Source organism: Mesorhizobium sp. P2_E9, from assembly GCF_056403815.1.
Map to the genome: position 1 here is coordinate 283,309 of NZ_JBFUET010000002.1, position 19,813 is coordinate 303,121.

Annotated in this window: 20 protein-coding genes; 16 read left to right on the top strand and 4 right to left on the bottom strand. The window is 63.5% G+C overall.

Going from position 1 to position 19,813, the window contains the following annotated elements; translation table 11 throughout:
* Positions 1-55: 55 nt before the first annotated feature.
* Entirely contained in the window at positions 56-958 is a 903-nt protein-coding gene (locus tag AC1D05_RS04560; RefSeq protein WP_477438617.1) for a LysR family transcriptional regulator, read from the bottom strand.
* Positions 959-1,060: 102 nt separating this feature from the next.
* On the opposite strand from AC1D05_RS04560, the gene AC1D05_RS04565 reads away from it, so the two are divergent.
* From AC1D05_RS04565 to AC1D05_RS04575, 3 genes are all read left to right on the top strand, one after another.
* Positions 1,061-2,050: a zinc-dependent alcohol dehydrogenase family protein gene (locus AC1D05_RS04565; protein ID WP_477438618.1), complete on the top strand. Its 990-nt coding sequence runs from the start codon at positions 1,061-1,063 to the stop codon at positions 2,048-2,050.
* Positions 2,051-2,260: 210 nt separating this feature from the next.
* A complete protein-coding gene (locus AC1D05_RS04570; RefSeq protein WP_477438620.1) occupies positions 2,261-2,554 on the top strand; it encodes a TFIIB-type zinc ribbon-containing protein in 294 nt (97 codons plus the stop codon).
* A gap of 72 nt (positions 2,555-2,626) precedes the next feature.
* Positions 2,627-3,607 carry a TIM44-like domain-containing protein gene (locus AC1D05_RS04575; protein ID WP_477438622.1) on the top strand — a complete coding sequence of 327 codons (981 nt, stop codon included), beginning with the start codon at positions 2,627-2,629 and terminating at the stop codon, positions 3,605-3,607.
* Positions 3,608-3,643: 36 nt separating this feature from the next.
* Here AC1D05_RS04575 and AC1D05_RS04580 read toward each other — a convergent pair whose 3' ends face one another.
* Positions 3,644-4,750 (bottom strand): lactonase family protein, encoded by a 1,107-nt coding sequence (locus AC1D05_RS04580; protein WP_477438624.1) that lies wholly within the window; start codon positions 4,748-4,750, stop codon positions 3,644-3,646.
* Positions 4,751-4,948: 198 nt separating this feature from the next.
* Between AC1D05_RS04580 and AC1D05_RS04585 the strand changes: the two genes are divergently transcribed.
* The 8 genes from AC1D05_RS04585 (at position 4,949) to AC1D05_RS04620 (ending at position 12,514) form a co-directional block, all read left to right on the top strand.
* A complete protein-coding gene (locus AC1D05_RS04585) occupies positions 4,949-5,500 on the top strand; it encodes a MaoC family dehydratase (protein WP_477438626.1) in 552 nt (183 codons plus the stop codon).
* Positions 5,501-5,502: 2 nt separating this feature from the next.
* Positions 5,503-6,663 carry a CaiB/BaiF CoA transferase family protein gene (locus tag AC1D05_RS04590; protein ID WP_477438628.1) on the top strand — a complete coding sequence of 387 codons (1,161 nt, stop codon included), beginning with the start codon at positions 5,503-5,505 and terminating at the stop codon, positions 6,661-6,663.
* 14 nt (positions 6,664-6,677) lie between these two features.
* The gene (locus AC1D05_RS04595; RefSeq protein WP_477439107.1) at positions 6,678-7,823 is read left to right on the top strand and encodes an extracellular solute-binding protein; all 1,146 of its coding nucleotides are present in this window, start codon (positions 6,678-6,680) and stop codon (positions 7,821-7,823) included.
* A 24-nt stretch (positions 7,824-7,847) separates the two neighbouring features.
* Entirely contained in the window at positions 7,848-9,035 is a 1,188-nt protein-coding gene (locus tag AC1D05_RS04600) for an ABC transporter substrate-binding protein (protein WP_477438630.1), read from the top strand.
* Between the two features lie 82 nt (positions 9,036-9,117).
* Positions 9,118-9,855, top strand: a complete 738-nt coding sequence (locus AC1D05_RS04605) for an ATP-binding cassette domain-containing protein (RefSeq protein ID WP_477438632.1) — start codon at positions 9,118-9,120, stop codon at positions 9,853-9,855.
* Positions 9,848-10,597: an ATP-binding cassette domain-containing protein gene (locus AC1D05_RS04610; protein ID WP_477438634.1), complete on the top strand. Its 750-nt coding sequence runs from the start codon at positions 9,848-9,850 to the stop codon at positions 10,595-10,597. Before AC1D05_RS04605 ends, AC1D05_RS04610 begins: the two co-directional genes overlap by 8 nt.
* Positions 10,594-11,544: an ABC transporter permease gene (locus tag AC1D05_RS04615; RefSeq protein ID WP_477438636.1), complete on the top strand. Its 951-nt coding sequence runs from the start codon at positions 10,594-10,596 to the stop codon at positions 11,542-11,544. The genes AC1D05_RS04610 and AC1D05_RS04615 overlap by 4 nt, the downstream gene beginning before the upstream one ends.
* A 1-nt stretch (position 11,545) precedes the next feature.
* Positions 11,546-12,514, top strand: coding sequence for an ABC transporter permease (locus AC1D05_RS04620; protein WP_477438638.1), 969 nt, complete (start codon positions 11,546-11,548; stop codon positions 12,512-12,514).
* A 6-nt stretch (positions 12,515-12,520) separates the two neighbouring features.
* Here AC1D05_RS04620 and AC1D05_RS04625 read toward each other — a convergent pair whose 3' ends face one another.
* Positions 12,521-13,360, bottom strand: coding sequence for an amidohydrolase family protein (locus tag AC1D05_RS04625; protein ID WP_477438640.1), 840 nt, complete (start codon positions 13,358-13,360; stop codon positions 12,521-12,523).
* 65 nt (positions 13,361-13,425) lie between these two features.
* Complete coding sequence (locus AC1D05_RS04630) at positions 13,426-14,211, bottom strand: IclR family transcriptional regulator (protein WP_464611775.1); 786 nt, start codon at positions 14,209-14,211, stop codon at positions 13,426-13,428.
* A gap of 169 nt (positions 14,212-14,380) precedes the next feature.
* On the opposite strand from AC1D05_RS04630, the gene AC1D05_RS04635 reads away from it, so the two are divergent.
* The 5 genes from AC1D05_RS04635 to AC1D05_RS04655 all read left to right on the top strand — a co-directional run bounded on the left by AC1D05_RS04635 (position 14,381) and on the right by AC1D05_RS04655 (position 19,812).
* Positions 14,381-15,700 carry an ABC transporter substrate-binding protein gene (locus tag AC1D05_RS04635; RefSeq protein WP_477438642.1) on the top strand — a complete coding sequence of 440 codons (1,320 nt, stop codon included), beginning with the start codon at positions 14,381-14,383 and terminating at the stop codon, positions 15,698-15,700.
* A gap of 129 nt (positions 15,701-15,829) precedes the next feature.
* Positions 15,830-16,726, top strand: a complete 897-nt coding sequence (locus AC1D05_RS04640; RefSeq protein WP_477220937.1) for a carbohydrate ABC transporter permease — start codon at positions 15,830-15,832, stop codon at positions 16,724-16,726.
* Positions 16,726-17,592, top strand: coding sequence for a carbohydrate ABC transporter permease (locus tag AC1D05_RS04645; RefSeq protein ID WP_477438644.1), 867 nt, complete (start codon positions 16,726-16,728; stop codon positions 17,590-17,592). Before AC1D05_RS04640 ends, AC1D05_RS04645 begins: the two co-directional genes overlap by 1 nt.
* 4 nt (positions 17,593-17,596) lie before the next feature.
* The gene (locus tag AC1D05_RS04650; protein WP_477438646.1) at positions 17,597-18,694 is read left to right on the top strand and encodes an ABC transporter ATP-binding protein; all 1,098 of its coding nucleotides are present in this window, start codon (positions 17,597-17,599) and stop codon (positions 18,692-18,694) included.
* A 5-nt stretch (positions 18,695-18,699) separates the two neighbouring features.
* Positions 18,700-19,812 (top strand): mandelate racemase/muconate lactonizing enzyme family protein, encoded by a 1,113-nt coding sequence (locus AC1D05_RS04655; protein ID WP_477438648.1) that lies wholly within the window; start codon positions 18,700-18,702, stop codon positions 19,810-19,812.
* Position 19,813: the final 1 nt, after the last annotated feature.

Genomic DNA, 19,813 nt, shown 5'->3' on the forward strand with positions numbered 1-19,813 from the left:
GGCAAAGGCTGTGCCGGCGCGGACCATTGGCTGGTGGGCGCCGCGCGTGCAGTGATCACGCCATCAATTTCGGCAAAGCGGCCGCCAGTGCGTCGACGGCGAGCCGCACCTTGAGCGGCAGATGCGGCGTCTGCAGCCAAAGGGCATGGCAGTCATAGAGATAGCGCGGCTGATCCGGCAACAGCGTCACCAGCGCATCGGCTCGAATGCGCTCGCGAACCAGCCACCAGGGCAGCCACGCCAGCCCCATGCCCTCGACCGCAGCGTCGGCGATGGCATCGAGATCGTCGAGCCGCAGCCGGCCACTGGGCATGATCTCCTGTGTGGGTTGCCCTTCGCGCGGGACGAGCCACGGCTGAACCACCTGACCGAGCCGGCGATAGACGATTGCCTGGTGATCGGCGAGGTCTTCGATCCGCCGCGGTTCGCCATGAATTCTGAGATAGGAGGGCGCGGCACAGACAACCATGTGCTGGCGCGCAACGCGGCGCGCGATCACGCCGGTCTTGTCGATGAGATCGCCGGTCCGGATGGCAAGGTCAAAGCCATCCTCGGCGAGATCGGCGAAGCGGTCGCTGAGCGACAAATCGAGTTCCAGCATCGGATATTGCCGCGCCAGTTGCAGCAGCACCGGGGTGACGCAGTGGCGGCCGAAATGCGCCGGCATGGTGACACGCAGTTTGCCGCGCGGTTCGGAAAACTGGTCGGCGGCGAGCGCATCGGTTGCTTCGGCCTCGGCCAGCACGACCCGGCAGCGTTCATAGTAGGCGCGGCCGAAATCGGTCAGGCTCTGGCGGCGCGTGGTGCGGTTGATGAGGCGCACACCGAGCCGCTCCTCGAGAAAGCGGACGTGTTTTCCAACCATCGGTCCAGAGAGATCGAGCGCGACCGCCGCGGCGGCGAACGAGCCCAGGTCGACCGCCCTGACGAACACCGCCATGCTCTCGAGCCGATCCATATTCGGAACTCCTGGTTTCTACTGCTTTATCTGAACAGCCATTTATCCCTGAGAGCCTCGGCTGCATAGGTCATTCGGTTCAACTGATTTGGAGTATCCCGAATGGCCCGTCTTGTCCGCTTCCACCAGCATGGTGGTCCCGAAGTTCTGCGCATCGAGGACGTTGACGTCCCTCTACCGGGCCCAGGCGAGGTTCAGATCCGGGTCAAGGCGCTCGGCCTCAATCGCGCCGAGGCGCTGTTGCGCGCCGGCACCTACATCGAGACACCCGCCCTGCCCTCAGGGCTTGGTCTCGAGGCAGCGGGCGTTGTCGAGGCGGTGGGCGACGGCGTGACGGATGTCGCGCTGGGCGATGCGGTCAGTATCATCCCGCCGCAATCGATGGTGCGCTGGCCGGCTTACGGCGAGTTGGTCACCTATCCGGCCGGGCTCATCGTCAAGCATCCGCCGTCGCTCGACTGGAAGACTGCGGCAGCCATCTGGATGCAGTATCTCACCGCCTATGGCGCGCTGATCGACATCGCCAAGCTGAGAACTGGAGATGCCGTCGTCATCACCGCGGCCTCGAGCAGCGTCGGGCTTGCGACGATCCAGATCGCCAACAGCATCGGCGCGACAGCGATCGCGGTGACGCGGACAGCGGCGAAGAAGCAGGCCCTGCTCGACGCCGGAGCGGCACATGTCGTGGTTCTGGCCGAAGAGGATTTGATGGTGCAGCTGAACGAGATCGCTGGAAAGGATGGCGTACGCGTCGTCTTCGATCCCATCAGCGGTCCGATCTTCGAACCACTCACCGCAGCGATGTCAAAGGGCGGCATTCTGATCGAATATGGCGGCCTCAGCCGCGAGCCGACACCGTTCCCCTTGCCTGCTGTGTTGGGCAAGACGCTGACGCTGCGTGGCTACCTCGTCCACGAGATCACAGGCAATCGGGAGAAACTGGAGGCAGCCAAGGCGTTCATCCTCGAAGGTCTGGAGACGGACACGCTGCGGCCGATCATCGACCGGAGCTTTGCCTTCGACCAGATCGTCGAGGCACACCGCTATCTCGAATCGAACGAACAGTTCGGCAAGATCGTGGTGACGATCTGAGATCGTCGTGACGGTTTGAGCAACGGCGAACAAATCATCCTTGCCGGCAATACCGCCCTTGAAGGCACGGCTCCGCATCCCTAACTGTCTGGTGCGGGCCGGGCCCCTCTGACGATCGCTGCTGGTGATTGTGATGTCGGACCGCTTTAACGGGCCCGTTTCCATCGTTTTCGGTCAAGCGGGCTCATTCCTTTTGGTTTGGAGCCCCATATGACATCGTCCCTCCTTGGCCTGGTTTGCCCCTCCTGCCGCGTCGCGCTCACAATGAGCGAACGCCAGGGTATCGAGATCGATTACTGTCCGCAGTGCCGCGGCGTGTGGCTTGATCGAGGCGAACTCGACAAGATCATCGAGCGTTCCGGCAGGGAAGCGTCGCCCGCGCCGCAGCCACAGCCGGCAGCGTTCTCCCAGCAGCAACATGGCCGCGATGACGATTATTCGCGCTCGCAGGGCCACCGCTATCCGAAGCGGAAGAAATCATTCTTCGAAGAATTGTTCGATTGACCGCATGACGCCGCCCGGAATCCGGGCCGGCATTGCTGAAAATTTCTAACACACCGATAAAGGCCAACCCCGATGATGTCTCGCACAAGCCGATTTGCCACCCTCTTTGCAGGACTGTTCCTGGCATTCTCCATGATCGCGATCGATCATGCCGAGGCTCGGCGCGGCGGCAGCTTTGGCAGTCGCGGCACGCGCACGTTCCAGGCGGCGCCGCCGACCCGGACCGCACCGGCGCCGACCGCTCCGGTCGAGCGTTCGATGACGCCCAACACCGGTGTGAACTCTGCCGCCCGGCAGCCGCAGGTGCAGAGGCCCGGCTTCATGAGCGGCTTCGGCGGAACGATGATGCGCGGCCTGCTGATCGGTGGCCTGATCGGGCTGCTCTTGGGCCAGGGCTTCGGCGGCCTGGCCGGCATGTTCGGTTTCCTGATTCAGGCCCTGCTCATCGGTGGCGCGATCATGCTGGCCATCAGGTTCTTCAGGTCGCAGTCAGCGCGTGGCCCTGCCCCTGCGCTCGCCGGTGCCGGCAATGCCCGGGCCTCGATATTTGAGAACCGCGCTACGGCACAGCCGCAGGCTGCAGGCTCGTTCTCGATTCCGGGTTTTGGCAGCGGTTCGGGCGGAGGCTCGCCGACCACCGGTTCGGAGGACATCACGCTGGCTCAGACCGATCTCGATGCGTTCCAGCAATTGCTGACCGATGTCCAGGAAGCATTCGGGCGCGAAGACCATGCCGCCCTGCGCCGCGCCACGACACCCGAAATGGTGTCCTATCTGTCCGAGGAACTGGCCGACAACGCCCAGAAGGGTCTCAGGAACGAGGTGTCCGATATCAGCTTGCTGCAGGCCGACGTCGCGGAAAGCTGGCGCGAGGATGACCGCGACTACGCCACGGCCGCGTTGCGCTACGAGTCTCGTGACGTGATGCGCGAACGGGCCACCAACAAGGTCGTCGAAGGCGACGAGGATCACCCGACGGAGACGACCGAGTTGTGGACATTCATGCGTGAGAACGGCTCCAGCTGGAAGCTCTCGGCCATACAACAGGCCTGAGCCCGACCGGTTCTGTCCGAGGTAGTTGCGAGCGCCTCAGCGCACGATCCTGACGCACATCGGCGTGCCGATCTCGATGGCGCTTCCGGTATCCGTCAGCAAGCCGTTGGCGGCGTCGCGCGCGAAGATCGAGACGCGGTCGGCATTCTGGTTGGCGGAAAACAGATGACCGCCCGACGGCGTCAGCGCCAGGTTGCGCGGCGTCGCACCGCCGCATGGGACATAGCCAACGAGGCTCAGCGAGCCTGTGTGCTGGTCGACGGCCATGATGACGACGCTGTCATGGCCACGGTTGGAGCCGTAGATGAAACGGCCACCCGGCGAGATCTGGATGTCGGCGCAATGATTGCTGTCGCGCGCCTCGGCCGGCACCGCAGGCTTGGCGTCGATGATCGACAGCTTGCCTGAGGTCTCGTCCAGGGCCAACGACACAACGGTCGAATCCAGCTCGTTCATGACAAAGACGAAGCGCCCGTTCGGATGCATTGCAAGATGGCGCGGGCCCGCGCCCGGCGTCAGTGCGGACTCGGCAAGCTTCGTCAGGATGCCATCCCGTTCAATCCGGTAGGACACCAGCCGGTCGATGCCGAGATCGGCGACGATGGCCGTTCCACCGGCAATGGTTTCGGTGACACTGTGGGCATGCGAGCGCTCCTGCCGGGCCGCATTCGGACCGGTGCCCTTGTGAGAAACGCTGGCCAACGGCGCCGTCAAGGCGCCATCCCTGTCGAAGCCATAGACCGCGACGGCGCGGTCCGGACCGCCCTCGCCCATGCCGTAATTGGCAACCAGCAATTTCGTGCCGTCGCGGGTGATGGTGTTGTGGGCGGTGATGCTGCCGAGCGATGGCTGTTTGTTCAAATAGGTGAGCGCGTCCGAGCCACGATCAAAGCTGTAAGCCGAGACCGTGCCCTCGCGCCAGGCAAACACTTCCGAATTGGCATAGATGCGCGAGCCATCCGGTGTCACCGACAGGAAGGTCGGGTTGTCGACGTCATTTGTCTCGGCCAATTTCCGGGTTTCCAGCGTTTCCTCGTCAAAGCTGTAGACGCTGAGGCCAACGCCGCGCGCGCCCTGAAAATAAGGCGCTTCGCGGTTCAGGCTGCCAACAAAGACCAGAGAAGCATTCCAGACACTGCGCATGATTCCTCCCTTGCCCGCCTGCGCTCAAGGGCTGCGGATTGGCCAAAATTTCGCCTGTCCTCGCTTGCAACGCAACCCCATATGTGAAAATACTATTTACAAAAGAAGATTGACGGGAGGAGACGTCGTGCAATCAGGCGCCTTGACACGCGTTCGAACGGCTGCCCGGACACTTCAACAAGAGCGACTGAGCCAGCCATGAACGACTTCGCCCCCACTGTCGGCATTGCCTCGACGTATCCCAAGAACATGCCGGAGGATCATGCCGCGCTGCCGGTGTGGAATGCCGAGAACTGGTTCTACGAGGACTGGCCGGTCGGCCAGAAAATCCGCTCGTTGCGGCGCACGATGGCAGAAGGCGACAGCCATCTGTTCAACACGCTGGTGCTCGACATCCACCCCTATGTGCAGGACCAGATGTTTGCCGAGAGCGAAGGCATTTTCGGCAAGCGGCTGATCGCCGGCGCTTTCGTCTTTTCGGCCGGTTTGGGGCTGGTCGCCACCAACTGCGTCAACGCCTTTTCCTATGGCTATGACAGACTGCGCTTCATAAAGCCTGTCTTCATTGGCGACACGATCTATTCGATCCGCTCCAACCTCGACAAGAAGCCCCGCTACAAGGAAATGGGGCTGATCCGCGCCAGCTACGAAGTGTTCAAGGGCGACGGCGAGCTCGTCCTCTATTGCGAGCATTTGCAGACGGTGAAGTACCGCAACCCGGCCGATTTCGTCGGCAAGACGGAGAAATAGAGATGCCGGCGCCAGCCGAATTGCCGCTTGCCGGTCTTGTCGTCGTCGACATGAGCCAGTTCCTGTCCGGGCCCTATTGCTCGCTCAGGCTGCTCGATCTCGGCGCCCGCATCATCAAGATCGAGCGCCCGGATGGCGGCGACCTGTCGCGCCGGCTGTATCTCAGCGATACCGAGATTGGCGGCGATTCCACCATTTTCCACGCTATCAACCGGGCCAAGGAAAGCTTTGCCATCGACCTCAAGAACGAGGCCGATCTCAAGACGCTGCGCGGCCTGCTGGTCAAGGCCGACGTGCTGATCCAGAATTTCCGGCCGGGTGTCATCGAGCGACTGGGCCTCGACTATGAGGCCGTGCGCAAGATCAACCCGCGGCTCGTCTATGCCTCGATCAGCGGCTATGGCGAGGAGGGTCCGTGGGTAAAGCGGCCCGGCCAGGACCTGCTGGCGCAGTCGCGCTCCGGCGTGATGTGGTTGAATGGCGACGAAGACCAGGGGCCGGTGCCGTTCGGGCTCGCCATCGGCGACATGCTGGCGGGTGCCGCCTGCGCGCAAGGCATTCTGGCCGCATTGGTGCGGCGCGGCATCACCGGCCAGGGCAGCCATATCGAAACCAGCCTGCTCGAAGCGCTGGTCGATTTTCAGTTCGAGGTGCTGACCACGCATCTCAATGATGGCCGCCGCTTGCCCAAGCGCTCCAATTTCCGCAGCGCGCATGCCTATCTCTCGGCGCCTTATGGCGTCTATCCGGCCAAGGACGGCTATCTCGCCATCGCCATGACGCCGATCCCCAAGCTTGCCGACCTGCTCTCACTGAGCGAGTTGGCGCCCTATCGCGACCGGCCAGCATCGTGGTTCACCGCGCGCGACGATATAAAGGCGATCATCGCGCAGAGGATTGCCACCAAGACCATCGACGAGTGGCTTGATATTCTCGAGCCCGCCGACATCTGGTGCGCCAAGGTGCTGACCTGGCCGGAGATGCTGGCGAGCGAAGGCTTTCGGTCGCTCGACATGCTGCAAACGGTGACGCGTGAGGACGATGTCTCGATCCTCACCACCAGTTCGCCGCTCCGGGTCGATGGGATCAGGGCCAAGGTCGATCGGGCGGCACCACGCATCGGCGAGCACAGTGCCGCAATCCGCGCGGAGTTCGGCCTGTGACCACGCTCAAAGGCATGACCTGGAGCCATCCGCGCGGCTACGATCCGATGGTCGCCTGCTCGTCCCTCTGGCAGCAGAAAACCGGTGTCGCCATCGACTGGGACAAGCGCTCGCTGCAGGATTTCGAATCCTTCCCGGTCGAGGAACTGGCGCGCGCCTACGACCTCATCGTCATCGACCATCCGCATGTCGGCCAGATCACGGCGGAGCGTTGCCTCGCGCCGTTGGATGTCGCCGGCCGTGAGGCGGAACGTGCTGCACTCGCCTCGGGCAGCGTCGGCCAGTCCTATCCGAGCTACAACTGGCAGGGACGGCAATGGGCCTTCCCGATCGACGCCGCCAGCCAGGTCCAGGCCTGGCGGCCGGATGCGTTGGAGACACCGCCGACGCGCTGGAGCGAGGTGCTCGATCTCGCCCGGCAAGGCCGCGTGCTGTTGCCGCTGCGGCCGCCGCACGTGCTGATGGTGTTCTACACTCTGGCGGGCAATTTTGGTCATCCCTGCGCCACCGATCCGTTCCGCGATCTCATCGATATCGAGACTGGCAGCCAAGTCTTCGAGACGATGCGCGAGATCGCCGCGCTGGTCGAGCCGGCCTGTTTCGAGATGGACCCGATCGCCGTTTCGGAGCGTATGGCGGAGGCTGGCTCCCGGATCGTCTGCGCGCCGCTGATCTATGGCTATGTCTCTTATGCGATATCAGGATTCCGCGCGCAGCGCCTTGCCTTCGCCGACATCCCAGTCTTCGGCTCCAACGGCCCGATCGGTTCGGCGCTCGGTGGCACCGGCATAGCGGTGTCGGCCTTTTCCAAAGCCAAAAATGCCGCGATCGATTTTGCCTATTGGGTTGCCAGCGGCGACGTCCAGCGCGGTCCCTATGCCGCCGCCGGCGGACAGCCTGGCCACGCGGCTGCCTGGGAAGACCAGGGCGTCAACGCCGCGACCGGCAATTTCTATCGTGACACGCGCGCGACGCTTGAAGGCGCATGGGTGCGGCCGCGCCATGACGGCTACATGGCGTTCCAGCAGGCGGCGTCCGACCGCATCGTTTCCGGCATGACCTCCGGGCACAAGGCTGCCCAGATCGTTGCCGATCTCAATCGCCTGTTCCGGGAGAGTGCCCCAGCGCAGGTGTCCGGCGCTGCCGGTGGAGGAGCGTGAAACAACTAGAACGGAGGAGAGACAATGAAAAACATGATGCGCGGCCTGATGGCCGCAACCGCCTTTGTATCCATCGCGACAATTGCCCATGCACAGGACGTGCAAGGCGTCATCGGCGGGCTGCCGACCGAACTTAAGGCGCAATATGACGGAGCGCCGCAGAAGGTGCTGCCTTCAGCCTGGGACAATTTCACCCCGCCGCCGAAGCCGTGGAAGTGGTGCCACTCGGAATCCTACCAGGGCAATCCTTGGCGCGTGACGGTCACCAAGGAATTGAAGCGCCTTGTCGACGGGCTGATCGCCGACGGCACGGTGTCCAGCTTCGAAGTGTCTGATTCCAACAACGATGCCAGCCAGCAGATCAACCAGATCCGCGCCTTCATCGACAAGAAGTGCTCGATCATCACCTCGATTCCGGGTTCGGCGACAGCACTTGACGATGCCATCGACGCTGCCGCCAAGGCCGGCATCCCCTTCATCACGGCAGCCGGTTCGGTGACCAGCCCGAACGCAATCAATGTCGATTCCAACTATGCGCGCTGGGGCTATGACATGATGACGGCGATCGGCAAGGCTGATCCGGACGGCGCCAGCATCCTGCTCGTCGAAGGCATTGCCGGCCACCCGATCGTGGTGCAGGAGCGCCAGGGCGCGGACAAGGCGCTGGCCGAAAATCCGAAGCTGAAGATTTCGCGCAACGTCAACGGCAACTGGACCGCCAACGTCACCAAGACCGTCGTGCTGCAGGCGATCGCCACCAATCCGGCGCCGATCGATGCGGTGTGGACGACCGGCAGTGAAAGCCGCGTCGTCGCCGAGGCCTTCGCCGAAGCCGGCCGGCCGGCGCCATTGATCACCGGTTCGATCACCGGCGACGCGCTCGGCTACTGGAAGGCCAATCCCGACAAGTACCGATTCGAAGGCCACGCGGTGTTGCCGCACTGGACCGCCGAGACGCTGTTCCGCGTCGGCGAGCGCATGCTCGACGGCCAGAAGCCGAAGCTGAACACGCTGCTGATCCCGATCCCGCCGGTGCACAGCGCCGATCTCGGCCAATGGTACAAGGACTGCATGACGACGGACGCCGTCTCGATCTTCCCGATCCCGCCAAAGGATCCGATGCCGGAGGAATGGCTCGACGCCTATTTCTCGAACTCGGCGCCGACAAAAGGCTGGGATTATTCGAAGGTGCCCGATGCCTGTGCAAAGTGACGCCTGCGCGAAGTGACGCCTGAGATAGATCCAGCAAGCCGGCTCCTTTCGGGGAGCCGGCTTGCCAACTTCAAAACACGGCATGCTTGAAATCACAAACATATCCAAACGCTATGGCGAGACGGTCGCGCTGGCCGACGCCTCGATTGCATTCCGGGCGGGCACGATCCACACCATTTTGGGCGAGAACGGTTCGGGCAAGAGCACGATGGTCAAGCTGTTGTCCGGCATCGTCCAGCCGGACAGCGGTGCGATTCTGCTGCTAGGCAAGCCGTTTTCGGGTGCAAGTCCCTCGGCCTTCCAGGCGCAAGGTTTTGCCACGGTGTTCCAGGAGGTTCTGATCGCGCCCGATCGCAGCGTGACGGACAACATCCTGCTCGGCCTCGACGGCCTGATCCGGCGCGCCGTGCCACGCAAGGAGCGGCGTGACCGGGCGGCAGCCGCCCTGAAGCGCTTTGCCGTGACTGACGTTCCTCTCGACGTGCCTGCCGGCCTGTTGCCGCTGGCCGCGCAGCAACTGGTGGTTCTCGCTCGTGCGATCGTGCGCAACCCAAAAATCCTGATCCTCGACGAGGTCACCGCTGCGCTCGACTTCGCCGATCGCGAATCCGTCTTTTCGCTGATGCGCGCGCTGGCCGGCGAAGGTTGCCTCATCCTGTTCATCACGCATCGCATGGACGAAGTGATGTCGCTTTCGGATCGCATCTCGATCCTGCGTGGCGGCAGCGTGGTGCGCACCGAGGAGCGCGGCGCCTCGACTCCGGCTGAGCTCCTGAAGGCAATGGCGCCACGCACGGCAGCGGAGCTGGCGCATGGTTGATCACCCGCCTCCTGGCCTCGCCGTCCGCGACCTGGTCATCGCGCCGGGCGCCACCGCAATAACGCAAACCATCGCTCCCGGTGAGATCGTCGGCCTTGCCGGTCTCGACGGGCACGGCCAGGAATTGTTCCTCAAAATGCTCGCCGGCCTGGCGCCACCACTTGGCGGCTCGATTGAGCTGGCCCTGCCCGGCGCATCCCGCAAGATCACCGGGTTCCGCAAAGCCGTCTCCAGCGGCATCGCCTACCTTCCGCGCGACCGGCGCGCCAACGGCATTTTCTCGACGCAATCGGTGCTCGACAATTTCGCCGTCTCAACTCTGTCGCGCGACACCCGGCTCGGCCTGATCAGCCCGGCGGCGCGCAAGGCGCGCTACGACATCTACCGCGAGAAACTGTCGATCGTGGCACCCCGGCCGGATGCGCCGATCACCACTCTGTCCGGCGGCAACCAGCAGAAGGTGCTTTTGGCACGGGCACTGGCGCTGGAACCCGCCATCCTGCTGCTCAACGACCCGACGCGCGGCGTCGACGTGGCGACGCGGCATGTGCTCTACGACGTGTTTCGCGGGCTGGCGGCCGACGGCATGGGGCTGGTCATCCTGTCCAGCGAGATCGAGGAGATTCTTCTCCTGTGCGGCCGCGTGCTGGTCTTTCGTGAAAATCACATTACGGCTGAAATAGCAGGCGAGGCGCTAACCACCGACAGTGTGATCTCTGCCATGTTTGGACGTACGGCATGAGCCCCGTCACGCGCCTCCTGTCTCTTGGGCGAAGCGTCGGTTTCGCTGTCGTGCTGCTGGTCGTCCTGCTTGCGATCAATCTCATCCTCAGCCCGGGGCGGTTCCAGCCGGGATCCTGGGGCGCGCTGGTCGGACTGGCCGCGCCCTTGATCGGCGCCGCCATCGCCTCGACGCCGGTCATCCTTGCGGGGCGCGGCGGCATCGACATCTCGGTCGGGCCGCTGATGGGCTTCGTCAACGCCATGGTGATCCAGGTGCTGTTCCTCAAGGCCGGCATCTCCTCGCCCCTGCTGCTCGTTCCGGCAGCCCTGCTCGTCGGCGCGCTGGTCGGCACGGCGAACGGTTTTCTGGCGACAATCGTACGCATCCAGCCGATCGTCGCCACGCTCGGCACTTATCTGATCCTCACCGGCGTGACGCTAACGATCCTGCCGGCGCCGATCGGCCCCGCACCCGCATGGCTCAAGGCGCTGTCCGGTCCGCTGTCGATGCTGCCGCTGGCCTTGATGTTCATCGCCTGGTGGCTGGTGCGGCGCATGCCCTATTACGACCAGCTGATGGCGGTCGGCAGCGACGACCGCGCCGCCTACACCGCCGGTGTCGATGTCACCCGCGTGCGCTTCATCGCCTATGTCATGACCGGCATCCTCGGCGGATGCGCAGGGCTGATGCTGACGGCGCTGATCGGTTCAGCCGATCCCAATATCGGGCCCACCTACACGCTGATCGCGATCGCCGCCGTGGCGCTCGGCGGCGTCAGCCTGGCCGGCGGGCGTGGCGGCGTTGCGGGTGCCGCCATCGGCGCCATCGACATTTTCCTGCTGCAGAGCGTGCTGACGACGTTCAACGTCTCGACCTTCGTGCTGCAGATCGCCTATGGCGCCATACTGGTTCTGGCGGTGATGCTGACCGCGCTGCAGGAACGTCTTGCCACGAGGGGGCGCTGACATGGCCGTACAAAACCTGTTTGCGACAACCAATGCCCGCGTCGTCGGCGCTTTCTGCGTCGCCGCCCTTCTGCACCTCGCCGGCACCATTCTCATTCCAGGCTACTCGGCGCCGTTTGCGATACGCGCCATGCTGGTGCTCGCCTCGCTGCTGGCGGTCGCCTCGATCGGACAGACGCTGGTCGTCATCATGGGCGGCATCGACCTGTCGATACCCTTCGTCATCGGCTTCGCCAATGTCGTGGCCGCGCAGCTCTACGGCGACGGCTGGAATTTTGTCCTGGTCTGCGGTCTTGTCGGGGTGTTGGCGATCATCATCGGCGGGTTGAACGGTCTGATTGCGCGCGGCCTCGATATCCAGCCGCTCATCGTCACGCTCGGCATCGGCATGGTCGTGCAAGGGTTGGTGCTGTTGTGGACCGCCGGCTTCCCGTCAGGCTCGGCACCGCAGGCGGTTTCCAGCTTCGTGTCGATCGGCGGCTCGGCGGGACCGCTGCCGGTGCCGTGGCTGGTGCCAAGCCTGGTCGTGCTGGCCGCACTCGTCGTGCTGGTGCTGGAGCGCACTCCCTATGGACGCCGGCTCTATGCGCTGGGCAGCAATCCGGGGGCGGCACCCCTGGCGCTGATCGACCCGGTTCGCATGTGGGTCATCACCTATGCCGCGAGCGCCTTCTTCGCCGCCGTCGCGGGTGTGCTGCTGCTTGGCTTCACCGGTTCGGCCTATGGCGATGTCGGCCAGCCCTATCTGTTCCAGACCATCGCCGCAGTCGTCGTCGGCGGCGCGGCGCTGGTCGGCGGCCGTGGCAGCTATCTCGGCACCATCGCTGGCGTGCTGGTGCTGACCGAAATCAACACGCTGCTGATCGGCCTCGGCTTCCAGCCGTCGGCGGTGCAAGCAGCACTGGGCTTCATCATCGTGCTGCTGGTCTCGCTCTACGGCCGCGAGCGGCACGTTTCGACGACCATCTGACGGCGATTATCTCAACCGCCATAGCTTGCGGGCGTTGCCCGACAACAAGCTGTCGCGCTCCGTGACGCTGCAGCCTGAAAGCAGCGCATGGGTCGCCGCGACCCAGGTCGAGAGACCGCCGCCAAGCGTGCAGACCGGCCAGTCGCTGCCCCAGACGACACGGTCCCAGCCGAACGCAGCGATGGTGTGCTCGACATAGGGCCGCAGCGTCTCGACGGTCCAGCTGCCGGGGTCGGCATAGGCGACGACGCCGGAAATTTTGGCCATGACATTCGGGCGCCGCGCAATCTCGCTCATGTGCTCGCGCCAGGGATGCTCGCCCTTGCCCTTGATGTCGGGGACGCCGCAATGGTCGAGGACGAACTGGACATCCGGCGCCAGGTCGGCCAGCGCGATCGCTTTCGGAATCTGGTGCGGCAGCACGACGAGATCGAAGGTCAGGCCGGTGCCGCCAAGCCGCTTGATGTTGTCGCGAAACAGCACACCTTCCGAGAGATCATCCGGCACGACATGGAGAACACGGCGGAAACCCTTTACGAAAGGATTTGCCTGCTGACGCTCGAGATAGGTGGCAAAGTCAGCCTCTTCCGGCCGGCACGATGCGATTACCCCTGCCAGCATGCTGCCGGGCTGCCGTGACAACCCTTCGACACGTGCGGTCTCAGCCTCGATATCGGCCGGATCGACATCGACCTCCATATGCAGCACGCGCTCGACGCCGACACGCTGCGCTTCAGTGGCATAGTCCTCATAGGAGAAATCGCGGTTGAGCGCCGGCACGCCGGCAAGCCAAGGATAGCGCAAGGCCGAGCGATCGATGAGATGCAGATGGGTGTCGATGATCATGGCAAGGCTCCTCCTCTTGGCTGTTCAAATCATCTCACGGAGGAATTCTTCATTCAAATAAGAATTTACGCCGATGAACCGACAGTCGAGCCGGCCAGGTGCGACAGCTTCTCGCACGTTGCCAGCAAGAGCTCTATGGTCCGCGTGATGTCGGGCGCGGCAGGCGTGTTGATGACGGTGATGTAGGGGATCGACAGCGCGGCGATCGCCCTGCCATCGGAACTGCGCACCGGTGCCGAGAGATTGAAGACGCCGGCGGTCTGCATCGAGGCCATCATCTCATAGCCGCGGTCGCGGATCTGGTCGAGTCGGGTGAAGAACTCCGCCGATTGCGGTGTCTTGTCTGTGCTGCGGACGTATTCGGAAATCATCATCTGCCGCTCTTCCTGCGAGCGGAAGGCGAGCAGCACATGGCCAGATCCGGTGTCGAACAGGCTGATGTGGGAGCCGACCCGGATCGAGATGCCCCAGTAGTCCGGGGCCTCCTGCTGGGCGATGACGACGGCGGAACCGCGATCAAAAACAACAAGCTGGTTAGCCTGCTGCGAGGTCTCGGCCAGTTCGCGCATCAGCGGCGTGGCATAGGAAACCAGCCGCCGCACCGGGGCATGCAGTTGCGCCAGGCCGAAAAGTTTCAGCGTCAGCGAATAACGGTCGCCGTCGAGCCTTGTGACATAGCCGCGCCGCACCAGCCGATCGAGCATGCGGTAGAATTCATTGGGGCTGCGGTCGAGTTTCTTGGCGATTTCGGCCTGCGTCAGGCCGCCGTCGACGCCAGCCAGCAGCTCAAGGATGTCGAGCCCCTTGTCGAGCGCCGGCGCACGATAGCGCTCGTCTTCGCTGTCATCCATGGGCCATCTCTCCAGTGAATTCTGCCCTTCATATACGCAGAAACGCAGCCGGCGGAAACAAATTTCGCCTTGACGTATCCATGAATGTTTTGTTTGTATATGAATGTAGCACTTCTTGTCATCAGACGAGTTGCGGTCGCCTGCCAAGGCGCACCAAGGGAGGATACCAATGAACAGACTGCTTTCCGGCGTGTCCGCCGGCGCATTGTTGCTCGCATTCGGTGCAGGCACGGCCCTTGCCGGCGATCTGCCCGGCAAGTTCGAAGGCGTGACCGTCGACGTGAAACTGATCGGCGGCCAGCAATACGAAAAACTCTACGAGCGCATCCCCGAATGGGAGAAGGCGACTGGCGCCAAGGTCAACATCCTGACGAAGAAGAACGGCTTCGACATCGACAAGGAGCTCAAATCCGACATCGCCTCGGGTAGCACCAACTGGTGCGTCGGCTGGAACCACTCGTCGTTCGCGCCGCAGTACACCGGCCTCTACACCGACCTCAGCAAATTGCTGTCCAAGGAAGAGATCGACGCTTTCGTGCCGTCAACGATCAAGGCGGCGACCATCGACGGCAAGCTGGAGATGTTGCCGCGCGCGCAGTTCGACGTCTCGGCGCTCTATTACCAGAAGAGCCTCTACGAGAACGCCGACAACAAGACCAAGTTCAAGGCCAAATACGGTTACGATCTGGTGCCGCCGGACACCTGGAAGGAAGTCACCGACCAGGCCGAGTTCTTCGCCAATCCGCCCAATTTCTACGGCACGCAGTTCGCCGGCAAGGAAGAGGCGATCAATGGCCGTTTCTACGAGATGGTCGTCGCCGAGGGCGGCGAATATCTCGACAAGGACGGCAAGCCGGTCTTCAACTCCGAGGCTGGCATCCGGGCGCTCGACTGGTTCGTCAACCTCTACAAGGCCAAGGCCGTGCCGGCCGGCACGACCAACTACCTCTGGGACGATCTCGGCCAGGGCTTTGCCTCGGGCACCGTCGCCATCAACCTCGACTGGCCGGGCTGGGCCGGGTTCTTCAACGATCCCAAGTCGTCGAAGGTCGCGGGCAATGTCGGCGTGAAGGTCGCGCCGAAGGGATCTTCCGGCAAGCGCACCGGCTGGTCGGGCTTCCACGGTTTCTCGGTGACCGAGAACTGCCCGCACAAGGAGGCTGCCGCCTCGCTGGTGTGGTGGCTGACCAATGAGGACAGCCAGAAGCTCGAGGCCGCCGCAGGCCCGCTGCCGACCCGCACCGCAGTCTGGGACTGGGACCTGAAGCAGGCCGAAAACGATCCCTACAAGAAGGAGGTTCTCTCCGCCTTCCAGGAAGAAGCCAAGCACGCCTTCGCCGTGCCGCAGACGCCTGAATGGATCGAAATCTCGAACGCCGTCTATCCCGAACTGCAGGCGGCTATCCTCGGCGACAAGACCTCGAAGCAGGCTCTGGATGAAGCCGCCGCCAAGGCGACGCAGATCCTCCAGGACGCCGGCAAGCTGTAGAAACGACTTCCAAGGCTGCCTCCCCCATCATGATGGGGGAGGCGATCGCGTCTTGGCGTATGCTCGATACATGGCCCTTTCGTCGCGTCCGCCTCGGCGCCCGTCCAATGCAACATTCCAGGAATCCTGATGAAGGGCTTCAAGCCATCCGCGCCGTTCCTGCTGCTGCTTCCGGCCTTCATCGTGCTGGCGGCGGTCGTCGTCGTGCCGCTGCTGCTCTCGCTCTATTCCAGCTTCACACCCTTCCGCCTGACCAAGCCCGAGACATTCTATGTCTTCATCGGCTTCCGGAATTATCTGTCGATCCTGGCCAACACCGATTTCTGGTGGGCGTTCGGGCGCACGGTGCTGCTGCTGACGATCGCGCTCAATCTCGAAATGCTGCTTGGCCTTGGCCTCGCTATGCTGGTCGAGAAGGCGACGCGCGGCCAGCGCATCCTGCGCACGCTGATGATGTTTCCGATGATGTTCTCGCCGATCCTTGTCGGCTTCCAGTTCAAATTCATGTTCAACGACAATATCGGCCTGGTGAACAACGCCTTGCAGTCGCTCGGCATCACACAGGACGCCATACCGTGGCTGATCGAGGGTCACCTCGCCTTCATCGCCATTTCGATCGCCGAGATCTGGTCGTCGACCGCGATCTTCGCCATCCTGATCCTCGCCGGCCTGCTCGCCATGCCCAAGGAGCCGATCGAGGCGGCGCGCGTCGACGGCTGCACGCCATGGCAGACGTTCCGCTATGTGACGTGGCCGTTCGTCATGCCTTTCGCCTATATCGCCATGACCATCCGCTCGCTCGACGTCGCGCGCGCCTATGACATCGTCAAGATCATGACGGATGGCGGACCGGCGGGCCGCACCGAGCTGCTGTGGACGCTGGTGGCGCGCACCGCCTACAGCGACGGGCGCATGGGCATGGCCAACGCCATGGCCTATTTCTCGATCCTGCTGTCGATCGCCTTCACCGTCTACTTCTTCAACAAGCTCGCCGCGGCGCGCACGCAGATCGGTGCGGAGTGGTGATGGACGAGAATTCTTCCGCCCGCCTCAAGCGCCGGCTGCTCGGCATCGTGTATCGCATCGGCCTGTTCCTGGCGATGCTGACGATCTGCCTGCCGGGCCTGTGGATCGTCATCTCGTCGCTGCGGCCGACCGTCGAGATCATGGCCAAGCCGCCGGTATGGATCCCACGAGAGGTCTCGTTCGACGCCTACGTCTCGATGTTCTCAGGCATCGGCAAAGGCGGCATCCCGGTCATCGAATATTTCCGCAACTCGCTGATCATCTCGGTGACCTCGACGATCATTGCCGTCGCCGTCGGCATGGCCGGCGGCTATGCCTTCGCGCGCCATCGCTTCCGCGGCAAGTCCAGCGTCTTTCTCGGCCTGATGCTGACGCGCACGGTGCCAGGCATCGCGCTGTCGCTGCCGCTGTTCTTCCTCTATGTGCGGCTCGGCATCATCGATACGCATTTCGGGCTGATCCTTGCCTATGTCGCGCTCAACGTGCCGTTCACGATCTGGCTGATCGACGGCTTCTTCCGCCAGGTGCCCAAGGACCTTGCAGAAGCGGCGCAGATCGATGGCTGCACGCGCTGGCAGGCGTTCTGGCAGGTCGAGTTTCCGCTTGCCGGGCCGGGCATCGCTTCCGCCGCCATCTTCGCCTTCCTGACCTGCTGGAACGAATTCGCGCTGGCCTCGCAACTGACCCGCTCGGTCAGCGCCAAGACGCTGCCGGTCGGCCTGCTCGACTACACGGCCGAGTTCACCATCGACTGGCGCGGCATGTGCGCGCTTGCCGTGGTGATGATCATCCCGGCGCTCACCCTCACCTACATCGTCCAGAAACACCTTGTCGGCGGCCTGACCTCCGGCGCGGTGAAAGGCTGATCCCATGGCAACGGTTTCCCTCAAAAAACTGACCAAGCGCTACGGCAATATCGGGATCGTGCATGGCATCGATCTCGACATCACCGACCGCGAATTCATCGCGCTGGTCGGCCCCTCCGGCTGCGGCAAGTCGACGACTTTGCGCATGATCGCCGGGCTGGAAGAAATCAGCGCCGGCTCGATCGAAATCGGCGGACGCGTCGTCAACGATCTGCCGCCGCGCTCGCGCAACATCTCGATGGTGTTCCAGTCCTATGCGCTCTATCCGCACATGACGGTGCGCGAGAATCTTGGCTTCTCCTTGAAGATCGCCGGTGCCGCCAAGGAAGACATGGAGCGCCGCGTCGCCGAAGCCTCGGCCATCCTCGGCCTCGATGCGCTGCTCGACCGCCGCCCGTCGCAACTCTCCGGCGGCCAGCGCCAGCGCGTTGCCATGGGCCGTGCTATCGTGCGTGATCCCGACGTGTTCCTGTTCGACGAGCCGCTTTCCAACCTCGACGCCAAGCTCAGGACGCAGATGCGCACCGAGATCAAGAAGCTGCATGCCAAGGTGCAGTCGACGGTGATCTACGTCACCCACGATCAGGTCGAGGCGATGACGCTGGCCGATCGCATCGTCATCATGCGCGACGGCCATATCGAACAGGTCGGCACGCCCGACGAGGTGTTCCGGCGGCCGGCGACACGGTTCGTTGCCGGCTTCATCGGCTCGCCGCCGATGAATTTGCATGAGGCAACGATCGATGACGGCCAGATGGTTTTTTCCAGCGGCGAAAAACTGCCCCTGCCCGGCCAGTTCAAGGCCAATGTCGCGACCGGCGACAAGGTCGTGTTCGGGCTGCGTCCTGATGACATCTATCCGGCTGGCCATGGCATCAGTTCCGGAGGTGCGGCCGACGTCCACCAGATCGAGCTGCCGGTCACAGTCACTGAGCCGCTCGGCAACGAGACGCTGGTGTTCGTCGAGTTCAATGGCACGGACTGGGTGTCACGCATGCTGAATCCGAGGCCGCTGCGGCCGGGCGAACGGGTCGCCATGAGCCTCGACATGTCGCAGGCGCATCTGTTCGCCACCGACACCGGAAAGACATTGCGGAGCTGACGGACATGGCCAGAATCGAGAAAGTCGAACTGCGGATGGTGGACCTTGTGCCCAAGGTCAAGCGCACCGACGCCATCCAGAGCTTCGTCAGCCAGGAAACGCCGATCGTCACCATCACCGATTCCGACGGCGCGGTCGGCACCGGTTACAGCTACACGATCGGCACCGGCGGCTCGTCGGTGATGCGGCTCCTGTCCGACCATCTGGTGCCGCGCCTGATCGGCCGCGACCCCGACATGATCGAGGCGATCTGGCACGATCTCGAATTCGCAACGCACGCCACCACGATCGGCGCGATCACCGCCATCGCGATCGCGGCGATCGATACGGCACTGTGGGATCTCAGGGCAAAGAAGCAGAACCTGCCGCTGTGGAAGCTGGCCGGCGGCGCCAAGGACCGCTGCCCGCTCTACACGACCGAGGGCGGCTGGCTGCACATCGAGACGGCAGCACTTGTCGACGATGCGCTGGCGGCCAAGGCCAAGGGATTTCGCGGCTCGAAGGTGAAGATCGGTAGGCCCCATGGGTCGGAGGATCTCGCCCGCCTGTCGGCAGTACGCAAGGCCGTCGGCGACGGCTACGAGATCATGACCGACGCCAACCAGGGGTTTTCGGTCGACGAGGCGATCCGGCGCGCGGCGCGGCTGCGCGAGCTCGACCTCGCCTGGATCGAGGAACCACTGCCGGCCGACGATATCGATGGCCATGTGCGGCTGTCGAACTCAACGCAGACGCCGATCGCCATCGGCGAGTCGCTCTATTCCATCCGGCATTTCCGCGAATACATGCAGAAAGGCGCTTGCTCGATCGTGCAGGTCGATGTCGGCCGCATCGGCGGCATCACGCCCTGGCTCAAGATTGCGCATGCGGCGGAGGCCTTCGACATTCCTGTCTGTCCGCATTTCCTTATGGAACTGCATGTCAGCCTGACCTGCGCTGTTCAGAACGGCCGATATGTCGAGTACATTCCGCAACTCGATGCGTTGACCGGCAAGCATATGCGCATCGAGGATGGCCATGCGCTGGCGCCCGACGAGCCCGGCATCGGCATCGACTGGGACTGGGACGCGGTCAAGGCCATGAGCATCGCCGAATTCACCACGGCGATCACGAAGTAGG